This window comes from Dyella sp. (genome assembly GCF_035277725.1).
Lineage (GTDB): Bacteria > Pseudomonadota > Gammaproteobacteria > Xanthomonadales > Rhodanobacteraceae > Dyella_B.
Genome location: NZ_DATEJY010000198.1, coordinates 36254 through 52830 on the forward strand (window position 1 = coordinate 36254; position 16577 = coordinate 52830).

10 protein-coding genes are annotated in these 16577 nt (G+C 61.3%); 4 read left to right on the forward strand and 6 right to left on the reverse strand.

Annotated elements, in window-relative coordinates; genetic code table 11:
* Positions 1-130: 130 nt before the first annotated feature.
* Together VJR68_RS17140 and VJR68_RS17145 are read right to left on the reverse strand one after the other, a co-directional pair.
* Positions 131-7135 (reverse strand): ESPR-type extended signal peptide-containing protein, encoded by a 7005-nt coding sequence (locus VJR68_RS17140; protein ID WP_324149739.1) that lies wholly within the window; start codon positions 7133-7135, stop codon positions 131-133.
* A gap of 490 nt (positions 7136-7625) precedes the next feature.
* Entirely contained in the window at positions 7626-8345 is a 720-nt protein-coding gene (locus tag VJR68_RS17145; RefSeq protein ID WP_324149740.1) for a response regulator transcription factor, read from the reverse strand.
* A 171-nt stretch (positions 8346-8516) separates the two neighbouring features.
* On the opposite strand from VJR68_RS17145, the gene VJR68_RS17150 reads away from it, so the two are divergent.
* From VJR68_RS17150 to VJR68_RS17165, 4 genes are all read left to right on the forward strand, one after another.
* Complete coding sequence (locus VJR68_RS17150; RefSeq protein ID WP_324149741.1) at positions 8517-11201, forward strand: M1 family metallopeptidase; 2685 nt, start codon at positions 8517-8519, stop codon at positions 11199-11201.
* Positions 11202-11434: 233 nt separating this feature from the next.
* The gene (locus tag VJR68_RS17155) at positions 11435-11851 is read left to right on the forward strand and encodes a rubrerythrin family protein (protein WP_324149742.1); all 417 of its coding nucleotides are present in this window, start codon (positions 11435-11437) and stop codon (positions 11849-11851) included.
* 104 nt (positions 11852-11955) lie between these two features.
* Positions 11956-13299 carry a heterodisulfide reductase-related iron-sulfur binding cluster gene (locus VJR68_RS17160; protein WP_324149743.1) on the forward strand — a complete coding sequence of 448 codons (1344 nt, stop codon included), beginning with the start codon at positions 11956-11958 and terminating at the stop codon, positions 13297-13299.
* Positions 13300-13325: 26 nt separating this feature from the next.
* Complete coding sequence (locus VJR68_RS17165; RefSeq protein ID WP_324149745.1) at positions 13326-13907, forward strand: DUF3501 family protein; 582 nt, start codon at positions 13326-13328, stop codon at positions 13905-13907.
* 105 nt (positions 13908-14012) lie between these two features.
* Here VJR68_RS17165 and VJR68_RS17170 read toward each other — a convergent pair whose 3' ends face one another.
* From VJR68_RS17170 to VJR68_RS17185, 4 genes are all read right to left on the reverse strand, one after another.
* Positions 14013-14573 (reverse strand): adenine phosphoribosyltransferase, encoded by a 561-nt coding sequence (locus tag VJR68_RS17170; RefSeq protein WP_414647810.1) that lies wholly within the window; start codon positions 14571-14573, stop codon positions 14013-14015.
* A gap of 91 nt (positions 14574-14664) precedes the next feature.
* Positions 14665-14940, reverse strand: coding sequence for a DUF2007 domain-containing protein (locus VJR68_RS17175; RefSeq protein ID WP_324149747.1), 276 nt, complete (start codon positions 14938-14940; stop codon positions 14665-14667).
* Between the two features lie 40 nt (positions 14941-14980).
* Positions 14981-15940 carry a Nudix family hydrolase gene (locus VJR68_RS17180; protein ID WP_324149748.1) on the reverse strand — a complete coding sequence of 320 codons (960 nt, stop codon included), beginning with the start codon at positions 15938-15940 and terminating at the stop codon, positions 14981-14983.
* Positions 15941-15948: 8 nt separating this feature from the next.
* A complete protein-coding gene (locus tag VJR68_RS17185) occupies positions 15949-16437 on the reverse strand; it encodes a dihydrofolate reductase (RefSeq protein ID WP_324149749.1) in 489 nt (162 codons plus the stop codon).
* Between the last annotated feature and the right edge of the window lie 140 nt (positions 16438-16577).

The following is a 16577-nucleotide window of genomic DNA, read 5'->3' on the forward strand; positions in this document are numbered from 1 at the left end:
TGAAGTAGGTCCGGAGCTTTCCCCGCCCCGGATGAAGTGGCGAATGACGCAAACCATCGGTTCTTGCCATGTCGCATGACACTGGAAGCAGCGCCCCTTCCATCGAAGAGAGAAAAGGGGCGCTATCCCATTACCAACCGAAGCTGACGCCCACGGTGCCGCTGGATTCGCCGCCACCGGCAACCGAGCCACCGATCAGCAGCGCACCATTACCCGGAAGGCGACGCGAGAAGCCCACCGAGAGTGCGTTCTCGCCACCGTAGGTGCCGGCTGCTGCGCTGACGCGGTTATCGGTACCCGGTGCGGCGGCGATAGCACCTGCCATACCTGCCATCGCCGCGCCCATCGCGCCAACACGGCTCAGGCGCTGGTTAACCGCGTGGAACTGGCTGTTCACCGAATCTTTGAAGGCGTTGAAATTGTCATTGGTGACAAGGTTGGAGACCTTCTGGTCGGTATAGGCATTGGCTGCGCTCAGTGTTTGCGCGTCACCCGCATCGGCGTAGCTCTGCGCCGCATTGATCGCATTCTGGGTGAAGGCGGTGACCTGACCCACTGTGGCGGCGTCGGTGGCTGCCACACCATCGGCGACGTTCGTCACGCGACGTTGCTGATCAGCATTGCCCATGGACACGGTGTTTTCCTGATCCGCTACGGAACCAGCACCGATCGCCACCGCGTTGGACGCCGTGACCGAGCTGCCCTGGCCCAGCGCGGTGCCGCTTTCGGCACTGACGATGGAGCCCGTGCCCACGGCCACATCGTTCGTGCCATCCGCATGGCTGCCAACGCCCACGGGCAAACCATCGCCCGTGCCCATTGGAATGCCGCTGCCACCACCGCCGGAACCAGGATTGCTTTCCAGTTTGCCGAGGCGTGAATCCAGGGAGCCGAGCGCATTGTTCACCGCGCCGAAAGCCTCGCTCACGGTGCCGTAAGGCGTACCGAGGATGTTGAACTGGGGCGCGACCACCATGCCATTGGCACCATACGTCACACCCCCAATGGATTCAGCCAGTGACTTGAACTGCGCGACGTTCACCGCATCGCCATTGGCGATACCCGCAGCAACGTTGGACAGCGTAGTACCTTGCCCGGATTTACCGAACGTCACTTTGCTCTGGCTGTTGCTGTCGTCATACGTGACGGCCGACACGATGCTTCCGGCACCGTCCACCAAGCCAACCTGCTTGAGCTGACGGACGTTGACGGCATCGGTATCGGCGACACCATCGGCAACGTTCGTGATTTGGCGTTGCAGGCTACTGTTGCCCACCGACACGGAATTGTTGCGATCGGTAACGCTGCCACTGCCCAAAGCCACACTATTGAAGTGGTTGCTCTCGCTGCGCGCTCCCAACGCCAAGCTGTCGTTGCCGTTCGCACGTGCGTTATAGCCAAGTGCGACGCTATTGGTGCCCTTTGCATTGCTGAACGCACCCAATGCCACGGCACCATCATTGGAGGCGTTGGCGCGCGCACCAGTGGCCACTGCAAACGTACCGCTCGCGACGGCATCGTCAGTGCCATCATTATTGCCGTCAGCCTTGAAGTAGCGATTGGTGCTGCCATCGCCCACTGCAGCATTCAGCTGATCCAGGTTCACTGCGTCGGTACCTTCCGTACCGGCCGCTACGTTGGTGATCTGGCGATCGGTTGCCTTGTACACGGTGCCATCCAGGCCCTGCCAATCATGCGCTGCACCGACGGAGACCGTGTTCGGGCGATCGGCCAACGAGCCCTGGCCCAACGCCACGCTGTTATCGGCGATGGCCCATGCATTGGCACCCAGTGCCAAAGTGCCGCTGGCTTGGCCGTAGCTGTTGTAGCCCAACGCGGTCGCCATATCGCCCGTCGCCCAGCTTTCGGTACCGATCGCAGTGCTATTGACGCTGGCAAGCGTATTAAGACCAACGACGACACCGCCTTCATCTGCGACGCTGTCGACGCCTACTGCGACAGCCGTGAGGTTTGCTGACGCACCAGCACCCACTGCAGTGCCCGCGTCGGCGGCATAACTGTTGCTGCCAACGGCGGTGGCATTTTCAAGAGCATGGGCTCCCGAACCCATAGCTGTGGTGAAGGTACCGTCGGCCAAAGCGGTGAAGCCCAAGGCCACGCTGAACGGTCCATTGACTATTGCGCCACTGCCAATGGCGGCGGAACCGAAACCATTGACTACGCTCTTTGAGCCTACGCCAACACCAAAATTTCCGTTGGAAATGGAGCCAGCACCGATGGCGACGGATTGTGCCCCGATCGCTTCGCTCTGCCAGCCTTGTGCTACCGACCTGTTACCTGTCGCCGCGCTGCCATAGCCGCTCGCCACACTGTAATCGCCTATTGCATTGGCGCCACTGCCGAAAGCGGACGAACCAGTGCCCATGGCGGAGCTGCCTTCGCCTGCGGCAGTGGCGTAGTCAGCCTGAGCCACCGCATCAGCATCCGCGCCAACTCCCCCCTGGGCCGCAAAATACTTGTTGCCGCTACCTATCTGGCTGGCGACGGCATCAAGCTGCGACTTATTGACAGCGTCAGTGGCTTCCGTACCGGCTTTGACGTTGGTGATTTGACGCGTAAAGGTGTCTCTACCTACCGACACGCTATCGTCACGATCAGCAATCGACCCATAACCAAGGGCTACGGCCCGATTCCCCAGAACGGCGCTGAAGTTACCGATACCTACGCCAAAGTTACCGACGACATGCGAGGCACCGAGTGCGACGCTGCTTACGCCGGAAATATTCAACGTAGCGACCCCTAAAGACAGATCTGCAGCAATACCGCCAACACCGGTGGACATTTGAGAACTGACTATGGCGCTAGTGCCTATCGCAATCGAATTTTGAGCCTTATCGCCAACGGATGCGAGAGTACCTATCGCAATACTGTTAAGGGCGTCATTACCAACGCTTGACAGGTTGCCGATAGCAAGAGTTTGAGATGAGTTGTTGCCGATGAAGTTCTGGTTACCCAGCGCAATGGCCTTATCGCTGTTCACCCGCAGCTGATTACCCATGGCGGTCGCTGAATCACCCGCGACACTGTTATTGCTACCGATGGCCACACTCCGATCACCCTTCACAGCACTGGCGTAGCCGATAGCGGTGGATTGATCGCCGAATGCCGTGGCGCCGCTACCGAAGGCCGATGCACCGTAACCGTTGGCATGACTACCCGCTCCGGCAGCCGTACCGAATTCGCCGGTAACGACGGCGTCATCATTACCTTGGCCTGTCGCGGCAAAGTAATGGCTGGCTGCACCGATGCTGTCGCCCAGCGCATCGAGCTGCGACTTGTTTACCGCGTCGGTAGCTTGAGTACCTGCGGCCACGTTGGTGATCTGGCGTTCGCGGTGGACGCTGCCTACGGATACGGTATTGTCCCGATTCGCCTGCGATCCTGCGCCCAACGCCACAGCGTTATTGGCATTGCTTTGCGACGCCGGACCGAGCGCCAGGCTGTCATCACCTTGGGCAATGGCGCTTCCGCCAATGGCAACCGCGTTGCGACCATAAGCCTGTGCAAATTCCAGGAAGGGGAATGAGCCAGGCGGGGGCACATAGCTTCCGCCTAGCACGATGCTTCCATCGCCGGAGGCGTATGCCATGTTGCCAATGGCAATCGCCTGGTCGCCGGCACTGCTTGCCCGGCTACCCATGGAGACGCTGCCTTGCCCGCCCGCTCTCGATGCAGCGCCGATGGCGGTGGCTTCAAAGGCAGCCGCAACGCTCTCTGCACCCAGGGCGGTCGTTGCTTCGTCCAGTGCGTTCGCGCTCGCGCCAAAGGCGCTGGACCCCAGTCCTTCCGCGACGCTACTGGCACCTTGCGCGGTGGAAAAAGCACCGCTGGCGTGGCTGAACGCACCGACGGCGACAGACCGCTCACCCTCAGCATCACTGTATGCGCCGCTGCTTACGGAATATTCGCCGCTGGCAATCGCCGAATCGAAAGGATCGACTATGTCGCCCACCGCACCCTTGGCTTTGAAATAGCGAGACGTTGGATATGCAGCGCTTGCCACCTCGTCCAATTGATTCTTGTTTACCGCATCCGTGCCTTCCGTACCGGCTGCGAGGTTGGTGATCTGGCGTTCGTTGCCAATGCCACCCACCGAAACCGTGTTGTCGCGATCCGTGTAGGCGTTTGCACCGAGGGCCACCGCATTGGTGGCTTCAACTTTCGCCCATGCTCCTATCGCGACGGAATTCAGGCTTTCCGGGGCGCCGAAACCACCGACTCGGCTTTCACGACCAATGGCGACGCTGTTGTCGCTACCCGCCCATGCAGCAGGTCCATACGCAACGCTACTGTCACCCACAGCGGTACTCGAGGTCCCCATCGCGATGCTGTCATCACGCAACGTTGCGCTTCGGTAACCTACCGCCGTGCTGCGCTTACCGTATGCCGATGCGACGGTACCAGCGGCAATGCTGTCTTCAGCATTCGCGAGGCTATCGCGACCGATGGCAGTGCTGTTTCCACCACGTGCGGTGCTGAACGTGCCCACAGCCGTGCTGTAATCGGCTGCTGCACTGCTGAAGGTACCCACGGCGGTACTTCCACCACCTGTACCGTTGGCGTTAAAGCCGGCGGCAACGCTGTACATGCCATCTGCGTGGCTGCCATAGCCCACCGCTGTCGCGGACTCAGCGGCCTGACTTTGCCCACCGAATGCGCTGGCCCCGTTACCGCTGGCTTGGCTGGCATAACCGGCAGCAACGGACTGGGTGCCGTTGGCGTTGCTGTTATCGCCGAGCGCAGTACTTTCCTCACCGTTGGCACGCGTGAATGCGCCGACCGCGGTGCTACCAATGGCAGCTGCCTGCGCATCGAAACCCAACGAAGAAGCGAATGAGCTGTCCGCACCGGCGACTTCGCCGACAGCAACACTACCGACGCCATCCGCATGGCTGTTCGCACCCATCGCTACCGCGCCGTTCGCTGTTGCCCGGCTATTCCTGCCCACGGCAATCGAGCGCTCGCCTCCAGCGTAACTACGGCTACCTGCAGCGACGGCGTAATCGCCTGCGGCGAGAGCATCATCCAGCGAGAACTCGCCTTCGCCGTTGGCAATGAAATATTTGTTGCCATCGCCGACTCGGCCAGCCAACGCGTCGAGCTGCGACTTGTTCACCGCATCCGTGGGCTCCGCACCTTCTGCCACGTTGGTGATCTGGCGCGTTTCGCCGGTGAGTGCATTGCCTACCGAAACGGTGTCGTTGCGATCGGCCAAGGACCCTGCGCCCAGTGCCACGGCATTGACGGCGTTTACCTCGCTGGCCCAACCCAGCGCAACACCCTGGTCTTGCGCCACGCGCGCGCCAGCACCCAATGCCAATGATCCAAAACCGAGGGCCGTGGTAGCGCGCGGTGCCCCGAATGGCGATGTGGTGGTGAGGCCGCCCATGGCGATGGACTGCAAGCCACCTGCATACGAAGCCGTGCCAATGGCGATGCCCTGCTCAGCGCCGTGATTCACGGTCGCGCCCAGACCGATCGCCACGCCAGCTGTCGCATTGTTGCCGATCGCTGCGCCTTTACCCATGGCAATGGCTCCGAAACCCGTAGCCGATACACCCGGATCAAATCCCGCATACGGCATGACGTCGCCGGCTTTGAAATCGATACCGGTACCGACGGCTATGGACGATTGAGCCAGCGCGTAGGCATCTGCGCCCACGGCCACGGCACGCGGCCCATTGGCCACGCTGAAAGCGCCCAGTGCCAGCGAGGCTTCACTCACGCTGCTGGCACCGAAGCCGGCGGCCAGGCTGCCGTCACCCAAGCTGGTTGCTCCGCCACCAAGGGCCGTGGAGCCCATGCCCGATGCATGGGAGAGCACGCCCACGGCCGTCGCAGATTCGACGCCGTCGGCGATGGCAAACGTACCGACTGCCGTGTTGAGATCGCCCCACGACTGCGCGCTTTGACCTAAGGCAACCGATGCAATGCCAAATGCAATGCTGTCCTGACCAAGTGCCGTGCTGCCGATACCATAGGCAATGGCACTATTGCCGATTGCAGTGGCCGCATTGTTAGTGGCCTGTGCATGGCCACCCACGGCAGTGCTTAGATCGCCTTCCGCTTTACTAGCCGCACCGATGGCGGTTGCCTCTAATCCATTCGCGTAGGCGGATGCGCCAACGGCAGTACTGGCAAGGTCTTCGGCACGCGCCGCTGCACCCATCGCCGTTGCATATTTAGCGGATGCGGTGGCAGCGACACCTGCAGCCACTGAATAGTCGCCCTGAGCCGTCGCCCCTGCACCGTATGCGCTCGATGCGTCCCCGTTGGCAATACTTTCCGCGCCCACTGCAGTGCTACCGGCTTTATAGGCAGCGCTGTCTTTACCGATGGCAACACTCTCATCGCCGTACGCCACGCTGCCGCTACCCGCCGCTACCGCATACCGCCCTTGCGCACTGGCGTCGTTGAAACCATCGTTATCGCCGTTGGCCTTGAAGTAGTGCTGCGCGTCGCTGACGCTGTCGCCAAGCTCATGTAGCTGGGACATGTTTACGGCGTCGGTGTCATGGATGCCGGGCGCAACATTGACGATGCGACGCTCTGTGCCGACGTCGCCAATGGAGACCACCCCGGCCTCTCGCGCAATGGAACCATCGCCAAGCGCCACGCTGCCAGCGCCCGAAGCATCACTGTCCCGTCCAAGTGCAACACTGCCTTCGCCAGAGGAATGACTGTTCTGGCCAATGGCGACGCTACCCTTGTTAAAGGACGAAGCATCATGGCCAATAGCGACGCTCTCGTCACCGCGCGACCGTGCTTTATATCCCAGCGCGCTGGAATATTCGCCCACCGCCGTTGCCTGATTCCCGATGGCCGCGCTGTACTTGCCAGTCGCTTCGGCCAGCGCACCGCATGCAAAGGCGGTGCTGGCTGCGATCGGTTCGTTGCCCACGGCAAAGGAGCCCTCGCACACGTCCGCCAATGCCGCCTTCGGCGCCAACCCCAAACCAAGCATGATCGCCAGCGAAAGCTTGATCAACGCAACGCCGGAACGCCCTTTGTGGTTACCGGCACCACCCGTGCCGACTTTGCTGCTAGCCAGTTCCGAAGCCACTACGATCTGGCCGATCGATGCGTTCCAGACTTTGCTGTAGATCTTGTTCATGCCTTACTGCCCTCTCCATGCGAGTAGATGACGCAGAGCGCGTCACGCTGTGGCGTGACGCACCGAGGCGTGGAAACCGATGCGGGATCCCCTCGGCCCTGCTGTCCGTGTAATCCCTGTCGATGCGTGATCTGCAACGCCGGGAATGTGTTTGGGCAACAGCATCTCGATTCGCCATCCATGGGGCACTCACGTAATCGCACGTGAAAATCACCAAGTTCACGAATACTCACTTTTTCTCACGGCGCGGCGAGCAGAACATTGCTGCGATGCATGAACCGTGGACACGTTGGCGCTACTTGTTTATGGCCTGCGTGAATGCACGGCCTCGCCTTCACCCGGCGGTTTCATACACCTGTTACGACCAACAGGATGGGTGGTTATCTGACAAAGTGACGCGATATCGGCAGCGCGTTGAATGACCGTTGACTGTCAACGGTTAGGGAACCTGTGGTCTCTTACATCGCAGGCTTTCATAGCGATAAGCCGATCAAGCTGCCGAATCATCCAACTCGCATGCCAGCAGATAACCCACGCCGCGCGCCGTAAGCAACGGCAAGTGTTCGCCCGTCTGCGCCTGCGCCTTTCTGCGCAGACGATGCACCAGCATTTCGAGACGATGTGGATCGAACTCTTCGGCACGACGGTTCAGGGCGCGGATCAGTACTTCACGTGACACAGGCTGGTCTCGTTCCCGCGCGAGCAGGTTTACGACGCATTGTTCTGCGGAGGTCAGCAGCACAGCTTTACCATGCGGCGACACCAATCGCCAACCGCCCGCGTCCAGCCGCCAGCCGTGTCCGGCGGCAGCATCGTCTTTGACCAGAACACGCGATGTGCGCGGCATCAGGCGGCGTGCCAGGCTTTGCAATGCCGCCAACAGCATCTGCACATCAACGGGTTTGGCCAGGCAGACGTCTGCCCCTGCGCGCAATGCATGCGTGTGACGCGTTCGATCCGTGTCATCAGCCAGTATGACAATGCCGATGTCCGACATCGCTCGCAGTTGCCGCGTCACGGCGACTCCATCGTCATCAGGGCCCATGCCAAGCACCACCATGTCGAAGGGACGCATCAACATGTGCTGATATAGCTCCGCCGTGGAAGCAGCACCTTGCACCGCGAACCCAGGCATATTCAAAGCCGGAAGCAAAATCTTCTGACGCAGCGCGGCATCGTCTTCCAGCACGACAACGTGAAGGGGCGGCATGGGAGACGACAGTCGCTGTGTTGGCATCAATGTGTTGGCTTGTAAATGGATTCTTCAATCAGATTAGGCGGTGCCTGCGGCCAAATTCATAGGAATATGTCTTTCGGCACTGTGGCAAACGTCCTACGCTGCCTAGCGTGATTGCTTTTGAATGCCGTAGGAGGCTCCGCTGTGCATCGTCTTGCCCAATCCTTCGTCCTGACCGCGCTTGCCGCATGTTGCGGTGCCGCCTTCGCTGCCACGCCAGCGGACGGCGTGCCGCATGGCAGGCTGCCGCGCTGGGCGGTACCGGAGTCGTATCAGCTTGCTTTCAAAGTGGACCCGGCGCAGCAGAATTTCAGCGGCACCACCACGATCAAGCTTGCGTTGCAGCAAGCTGCCGATCACATCTGGCTCGATGGCCGCGATCTGAATGTGGGCAAGGTGACAATCACTGATGCAAGCGGCAAGCAGCATGAAGGCAAGTACGTCACGGTTGACTTGAAGGCAGGCCTGGCGCGCGTCGATTTCGGCGGCGTGCTGCAACCGCAGGCGCTGACGCTCGCGCTCGACTACACCGCGCCACTCAATCAGCAATTGCAGGGCTTGTACAAGGTGAATCATGCCGGCGCACCGTATGCGATGACGCAAATGGAGCCGGTCAGCGCGCGCTTCGCCTTCCCCGGTTTTGACGAGCCGGATTTCAAGACGCCGTACGACATTGCGCTGACCATTCCGTCGAATCTCGTCGGCGTCGCCAACACGCAGCAGACCAGTGAAGCGACAGCCGGTGACAACTGGAAAACGCTGCACTTCGCGCGTACGCAACCGCTGCCAACCTATCTGGTCGCCTTCGCAATCGGGCCGTGGGATGTCGTCAACGGCCCCACCATCGCGCCGGACAGCTATCGCAGCGAACCGCTGCCGTTGCGCGGTATCGCCACGCACGGCGAAGGCCATCGCATGCAGCACGTGTTGAACGAAACACCGAGCATCATCCACACGCTGGAGAACTACTACGGCTTCGGCTATCCGTTCGGCAAGCTGGATCTGCTCGCCGCGCCGGATTTTTCCGCAGGCGCGATGGAAAACCCGGGCCTGGTCACCTTCCGCGACTGGTTTCTGCTGCTCGATCCGCAATCCCCGACCAAAAACGTACGCGATTCATTCAACGTCACTGCGCACGAACTGGCGCACCAGTGGACCGGCGATACCGTGACGCTGGCCTGGTGGGACGATCTCTGGCTCAACGAAGCCTTCGCCACCTGGATGCAGCAGAAGGTCACCATGAAGGTGCATCCGGAATACCGCGCGGATCTGGAGCGCATCACCGCCGCCGAAAACGCGATGGAGAACGACAGCCTGGTCAGTGCGCGCAAGATCCGCCAGCCGATCAGCGGCATCGGCGACATCGAAACCGCCTTCGACAGTATCACCTATCGCAAGGGCGCCGCCGTGCTCGGCATGTTCGAGGGTTATGTCGGCGAAGATGTGTTCCAGAAAGGCATGCGCGCCTACATTCAAAAGCACAAATTCGGCAATGCCACGGCCGATGACTTGATTGGTGCGATCGCCACCGCAGCGAACCAGGGCCCGGCGTTCAATCAGGCCTTCGACAGCTTCCTCAATCAGGCCGGCGTGCCATACGTGCAGACGCGGCTGGATCAGCAAGGCGGCAAGACCGTGCTGCATATGAGTCAGAGCCGCTATCTGCCGGTAGGCAGCACCGGCAATGCCGCGCAGGTGTGGGGCATCCCGGTATGCGTGCGCTATGGCACGGCCGCCGGCAGCAAGACCCAATGCGAGATGCTCGACAAAGCCGAGGGCACAATGGTGCTGGCCGATGCCGGCACCGCTACCTGGGTGATGCCGAACGCCAACGCCAGCGGGTATTACCGCTTCAGCATGACCAAGCCAGCATGGATGGATCTCACCAAGCACGTCACCGCGCTGAACGACAAGGAACAGCTTGCCTACGCCGACAGCATCGATGCCGGTTTCCGTCATGGCGAATTGGATGCGGGCGATGTGCTCGCTGCGCTCAAGCCGCTGGCCGGCGCGAAAACACGCGAAGTCGCGGTGGCGCCACTGAATACGGTGGCGTGGATCTATCGCCATGAAGCGGCCACCGATGCGCAGCGCGCCGCCATCGTCGAATGGGTGAAGAAAGCCTATCTGCCGCGCATGGAGCAACTCGGTTATCAGCGCAAGACGGGCGAGGCGGATGGCGACAGCCTGCTGCGCACCACGCTCGCGCACTCGCTGGCACTGGATTTCAAAATTCCCGAGGTACGCACGGCATTGCTCAAGCAAGGCGATGCCGCCCTGGCGAAAAAGCCGGATGGCAGCTTGAACCTTGGCGCGGCCGATCCCGATCTGCTTGGTGATGCACTCGCCGTAGCCGTGCGGGAACGCGGCAAGCCGGCGGTGGATGCGTTGATTGCAGAACTGCCGCGCACCACCGATCCCGCCTTGCGCAACGGCATGCTGGCTGGACTCGGCGCTGCCAACACGCCGGAGCTGGCGAATGAGGCGCGCGATTTCGCCCTCAGCAAGCAGGTGAAGGTCGGCGAGATGGCTGCCATCCTGCGCGGCGGCCGCGATACCCCGGCGGCGCGCGATGCGTTGTGGCAGTGGTTCACGGTGCACTACGACCAGGTGCTGGGACGTACCGGCAGTTTCGCCAGCGGCTTCGTGCCGCGCCTTGCCGGTGGCGGTGGGTGTTCCACGGCGGAAGCGGATCGTTTGGATGCGTACTTCAAGCCGCGGCTGAAGGATCTGGCCGGTGCGGATCGCGGCTTGGCGCAGACGCGTGAGCAGGTGTTGCTGTGTGCGGCGCTGAAGTCGAAGCAGGATCCGGCGGCGATCCTGCGCTAGGCAGAGGCTTGGATTGGGTAGGTTGGGGTGCGAACCCCAACCTTCGGATCTATGCAGGCATGGCGATGTTGGGGTTCGCACTCCAACCTACGGGCACGGCCATAGCTATCATCAATCGTCTTCATAAGAACAATCAATTTCATATTCGTCCTAAGCGCGACTACGCTCGGGGCATCGACCGCAAGGTCCCCTCTTGCATTGCCCTCTCAAGCCCAACGCCACGAGGTGATGTCATGAGCAAGCTGAAAGGCTCCAAGACGGAGCAGAACCTGAAAGACGCGTTCGCCGGCGAATCCATGGCCAACCGCCGGTATCTCTACTTCGCATCGAAGGCCGACGTGGAAGGCTACAACGACGTTTCCACCGTATTCCGCTCCACCGCCGAGGGCGAAACAGGCCACGCGCACGGTCACCTGGAATACCTTGAACAGTGTGGCGATCCCGCCACGGGCAAGCCGTTCGGTCCCACCAAAGACAACCTGCAAAGCGCCATCGCAGGTGAAACCCACGAATACACCGACATGTACCCGGGCATGGCCAAGACCGCGCGCGATGAGGGTTTCGACGAAGTGGCCGATTGGTTCGAGACGCTGGCGAAAGCGGAGCGCTCGCATGCGAACCGCTTCCAGAAGGCGTTGAACGAACTTTGATGCTTTAGCGACGTAGGTTGGGGTGCGAACCCCAACATGGCCTTGCATATTGGCATGGCGATGTTGGGGTTCGCACCCCAACCTACTCGCGGGAGATATGACGCATGGCGGACCCCATCGGCAGCACGCGCGAAGGCAGTCTCGAAGCACCCACCCGCCATCCGCTGGACTGGCTCAATCCCGACTTCTGGGATCACGCATCGCTCGATGCCGAACTCGAACGCGTATTCAACATCTGCCACGGCTGCCGCCGCTGCGTCAGTCTCTGTCACGCCTTTCCCACGCTGTTCGACCTGATCGACGAATCCGAGTCGATGGAAATCGACGGGGTGAAAAAAAGCGATTACGCCAAGGTCACCGAGCAGTGCTACCTGTGTGATCTGTGCTACCTCACCAAGTGTCCCTACGTACCCCCGCATCCGTGGAACGTGGATTTTCCGCACCTGATGCTGCGCGCCAAGGCGGTGGATTTCCGCGAACATGGCGCGCCGATATCGGCACGCATCCTTTCCAACACGCGCGCAGTCGGCAAGCTCGCTTCCATTCCGGTCGTCGTGCAAACCATCAACGCGGCAAACAAGAACAAGAGCGCACGCAAGCTGCTTGAGAAAACCATGGGCGTGGATGCGCAGGCACGCGTACCCACGTATCACACCCCCACCGCACGCAAACGCTTGCGCAAGCTCAGCGGCGAAGGCGACGCCAAACCGGCGGGACGCACGCGTGGCAAGGTCGCCATTTTCACCACCTGTTATTGCGACCACTCCGAGCCGGGCGTGGTGGAGGATCTTGCCGCCGTGCTCAAGCACAACGCCATCCCGGTGCGGCTGGTGGAACAGGAAAGTTGCTGCGGCATGCCCAAGTTCGAATTGGGCGACCTGGAAACGGTACGCAAATACAAAGAGCGCAATATCCCCGTACTCGCCAAAATGGCGCGCGACGGTTGGGATTTCACCGCGGCGATTCCTTCCTGCGTACTGATGTTCAAGCAGGAGCTGCCGCTGATGTTTCCCGACGACGAAGACGTCGCGTTGGTGCGCGATCGCTTCTTCGATCCCTTCGAATATCTGGCCGAACGCCACAAGGCGGGTTTGCTGGTGATGGATTTCAAGCAATCGCTAGGCAAGGTTGCCTGGCAAGTGCCTTGCCATCAGCGCGTCCAGAAGATTGGCCCGAAGACCGCCGAGATTTTGCAGCTGGTGCCGGACACGGAAATCACCACCATCGAGCGCTGCTCCGGCCACGACGGCACCTACGGCGTGAAACACAAAACCTATGCGTTGTCGCGCAAGCTCGCCAAACCGGTGGAAAACCGCGTGGCGCAAGCCGAAGCCACGCACTTCACCAGCGATTGCCCGATGGCCGGCAACCATATCGCGCACGGCTTGAACGACACGCCTGCCGCAGAACATCCCTTGAGCCTGCTACGCAAAGCCTACGGCATCTGATGAACACACAATCATCCCCAGCCGCCATGAACAAACTGCAGCGCCACGATCTGCTTTCGCTGGAAGCTTATGCCGCACAACGGAGCGAATTTCGCGCCCGCGTGATGGCGCACAAAAAAGACCGCAAAATCCATCTTGGCGGCCATCTCACCTTCGTGTTCGAAGACCGGCTCACCATCCAGTATCAAGTGCAGGAAATGCTGCGGATCGAGAAGATCTTTGAAGCAAGCGGCATCAACGAAGAACTGGAGGCTTACAACCCGCTCATTCCGGATGGCAAGAACCTCAAGGCCACGCTGTTCGTGGAGTATGAAGATGTCGATGAGCGCAAACGCGAATTGGCGCGCTTGACCGGCATTGAACACCGGATCGCGTTGACCGTCGCCGGGCATGCCGCAGTTACGGCGATTGCAGATGAGGATATGGATCGCAGCACGGAAGAGAAAACCGCGGCGGTGCATTTTCTACGTTTTGAACTGGATGACGCGATGATCAAGGAATGGAAGGCGGGCGCGATGGTGACGCTTGCCTCCACGCATGCGGAGATGCGTGAACGCGTGCTGTTTTCAGAAACATTGCGCAAAGCTTTGGCCGCCGACTTCTCGTAGGCTGGGATGAACGTAGGTTGGGGTGCGAACCCCAACATCGCCATGCCGATCACGCCACGTTGGGGTTCGCGTCCCGCTCACCCCAACCTACGCGTGTTGGTCGCTTCAATAATGCAACACGCTATGCAGCGGAATCTCTTGCGGCCAAATCGCCCTGCCCTGCAAGGCCAGCAATTCGATCACCACCGAGGCACCCACCAAATCGGCACCCAGCTGACCCAGCAGATTGCGCGCCGCGCCCAACGTGCCACCTGTCGCAAGCACATCGTCCACCAACAACACACGTTCGCCCTTGCGCACGGCGCCAATGCAGGCTTCCAACCGATCGGTGCCGTATTCAAGCTGATAATCCGCATGCATCACCGGCGGCGGCAGCTTGCCCGGCTTGCGCAAGGGTACGAATCCCGCTTTCAGCTTCTGCGCCATCGCCGCGGCAAAAATGAAACCGCGCGATTCCACGCCGCATACCGCCTGCACGCCGCTATCCAGCCAGGGTTCGATCATCGCGTCGATGCAACTGGCAAACGCAGCGCCATCGGCGAGCAAGGGGGTGATGTCGCGAAAGGTGACGCCTGGTTTCGGGAAATCCGGTACCGCGCGGATCAGACGTGCAAACTCGGTCATGCAGGGCTCCAAGGATGATGCGCTGCGTAGCATACCGTGCATGCGGACATAGGTTAGGGCGAGCGAACGCGAACCCCCAACATTCGGCACGCCAAGCATGGCGACGTTGGGGTTCGCGTTCGCTCATCCCAACCTACGTCACCGGCACCAGGCTGTCCTGGTCATCATCCAGTTCGCGGATCGCCAGCCTCGCCTCCGCCAGCGCGTCCTCGATCTCGCGCACGATCGGCTCGGCCGCCTCTACGCTCGAATCCGGCACCAGCACTGCCACGTAATCCATGGCGGGCAGCTGTCCTACGCCACCGGTGAGGTATTCGCCCGAGATGAAAGCGGGCACTTCGGCATGCTCCAGCGCATCCTTCACCAGATGGGCGTCGAATAGATTCTGGGCTCGGTAGACGATACGCATGCACGCAAGCTACTGCTGCCTGCACGGCTCGGCAAGCCATTCACCAAAAGGAACGGATACCCGCGACACCCTGCGCGCCGTGCTTGCGCGCCTCGTCGGCCTGCGCCGGCGCCATCCCGCCCAGCGCATAAACCGGCAAGGCGCTGGCCTCGGCCAATGTCTGAAACTGCGGCCAGCCCAAGGCCGGTAGGTCCGGATGGCTGGCGGTGGGTGCGACGGGTGAAAGTGTCGCGAAGTCGGCCAGATGCACGCTTACGCTCAGTTGCGCCGCATCGTGACAGCTGGCACCGACCAACTGCGACCACGGCAGCGGACGCTCCTGCAGATCATCCAGTTGAGCGGCCGTCACATGCACGCCGATCCCGGCTCCAAGTTGGCGTGCGCCGTCGATATCGCGATTGAGCAACAGGTTCGCCTGATGGCTTGCCGCCAGCGGCTGCAAGCGTTCGGCCAGCTGGCGCACCTGTTCGACCGACCACAGCGGCAGGCGCAACTGGATCAGCCGAATGCCGCGCTCGATCGCCTCGGCGATGCGCTGACACCATGTTCCGGCTTGATCCGGCATCACGTCGGCAGGCGTGATCGCATACGTCGGCGGCAGGCGCAGCGCCTGCAAAATCGGCCGGTCCGCCGGGGCAAGCGTGGTCAGGTCCACTTCTTCCGGCAATTGCCATTGCAACGCCTGCCCTTCCTGTGGCGCCAAGGTGCCCCGCCAACGCGTGAATTGCCAGGCATCCAGCAGCAGGCCGCGTTCGCCGTAGTTCCACGGGATGCGGATCAGGGCTGCTCCATCCTGCGGTTCGACATGGATGCCGAGTTCTTCATGCAGCTCGCGCGCCAGCGCCGGCAGCGGCGCCTCGCCGGGCTCCAGCTTCCCGCCAGGAAACTCCCAGAAGCCGGCGAGATGCTTGCCCGCCGGGCGCTGCGCCAGCAGCACCTTGCCCCGGGTGTCACGCAGCACGCCGGCCATCACATGCAGCATGTTGCCGGTCGCGCTCACCTGTTGCCTTATTGCGTGCGGATGTACTCGACCATGTCGAAGTCGTAGCTGTGCTGCGCATCCTTCTTATGATGTGTGCGCTTGACTTCGGTCCAATCGGTGAAGTGGATGCCGGGGAAGAACGTGTCGGCGCCATCGACCGCCGCGCTGACCCAGGTGAGATAAAGGCGCTGCGCCATCGGCAACGCATCGTGGAACACCCGGCCACCGCCGATCACCATCAGGCCGGTACCGTCGGAGCGGGCCTGCGCCTCTTCGATCGAGCGGACCGTCACCTGGCCGGGGAACGGCGCCTCATGGCGATTGGACAACACCATGTTCACGCGATCGGGCAGTGCCTTTCCGATCGACACCGCAGTGTTGTAACCCATCAACACATGCTTGCCGACGGTCAGCTGCTTGAACCATTTCAGATCGTCCGGCAAATGCCAGGGGAGCTGGCCCTTGCGACCAATAGCAAAGTTCTCGTCGAGGGCGGCGATCAGCGAAATGGCCATGGATGCTCCAAAGGGACTGCAGTGACTGTCACAAAGGCCGGGGCTGGCCCGGCCGGCCGCTCATTATAAGGCGAGGACGCCGCGCGTAGGTTGGGGTGCGAACCCCAACATGGCGATCCTGTTCGGCATGGCGATGTTGG

Excerpts from the sequence above, each read along its gene's own strand:
- VJR68_RS17140 (WP_324149739.1), bottom strand. The coding sequence starts at position 7,135 with ATGAACAAGATCTACAGCAAAGTCTGGAACGCATCGATCGGCCAGATC.
- VJR68_RS17145 (WP_324149740.1), bottom strand. The coding sequence starts at position 8,345 with ATGCCGCCCCTTCACGTTGTCGTGCTGGAAGACGATGCCGCGCTGCGT.
- VJR68_RS17155 (WP_324149742.1), top strand. The coding sequence starts at position 11,435 with ATGAGCAAGCTGAAAGGCTCCAAGACGGAGCAGAACCTGAAAGACGCG.
- VJR68_RS17160 (WP_324149743.1), top strand. The coding sequence starts at position 11,956 with ATGGCGGACCCCATCGGCAGCACGCGCGAAGGCAGTCTCGAAGCACCC.
- VJR68_RS17165 (WP_324149745.1), top strand. The coding sequence starts at position 13,326 with ATGAACAAACTGCAGCGCCACGATCTGCTTTCGCTGGAAGCTTATGCC.
- VJR68_RS17170 (WP_414647810.1), bottom strand. The coding sequence starts at position 14,573 with ATGCACGGTATGCTACGCAGCGCATCATCCTTGGAGCCCTGCATGACC.
- VJR68_RS17175 (WP_324149747.1), bottom strand. The coding sequence starts at position 14,940 with ATGCGTATCGTCTACCGAGCCCAGAATCTATTCGACGCCCATCTGGTG.
- VJR68_RS17185 (WP_324149749.1), bottom strand. The coding sequence starts at position 16,437 with ATGGCCATTTCGCTGATCGCCGCCCTCGACGAGAACTTTGCTATTGGT.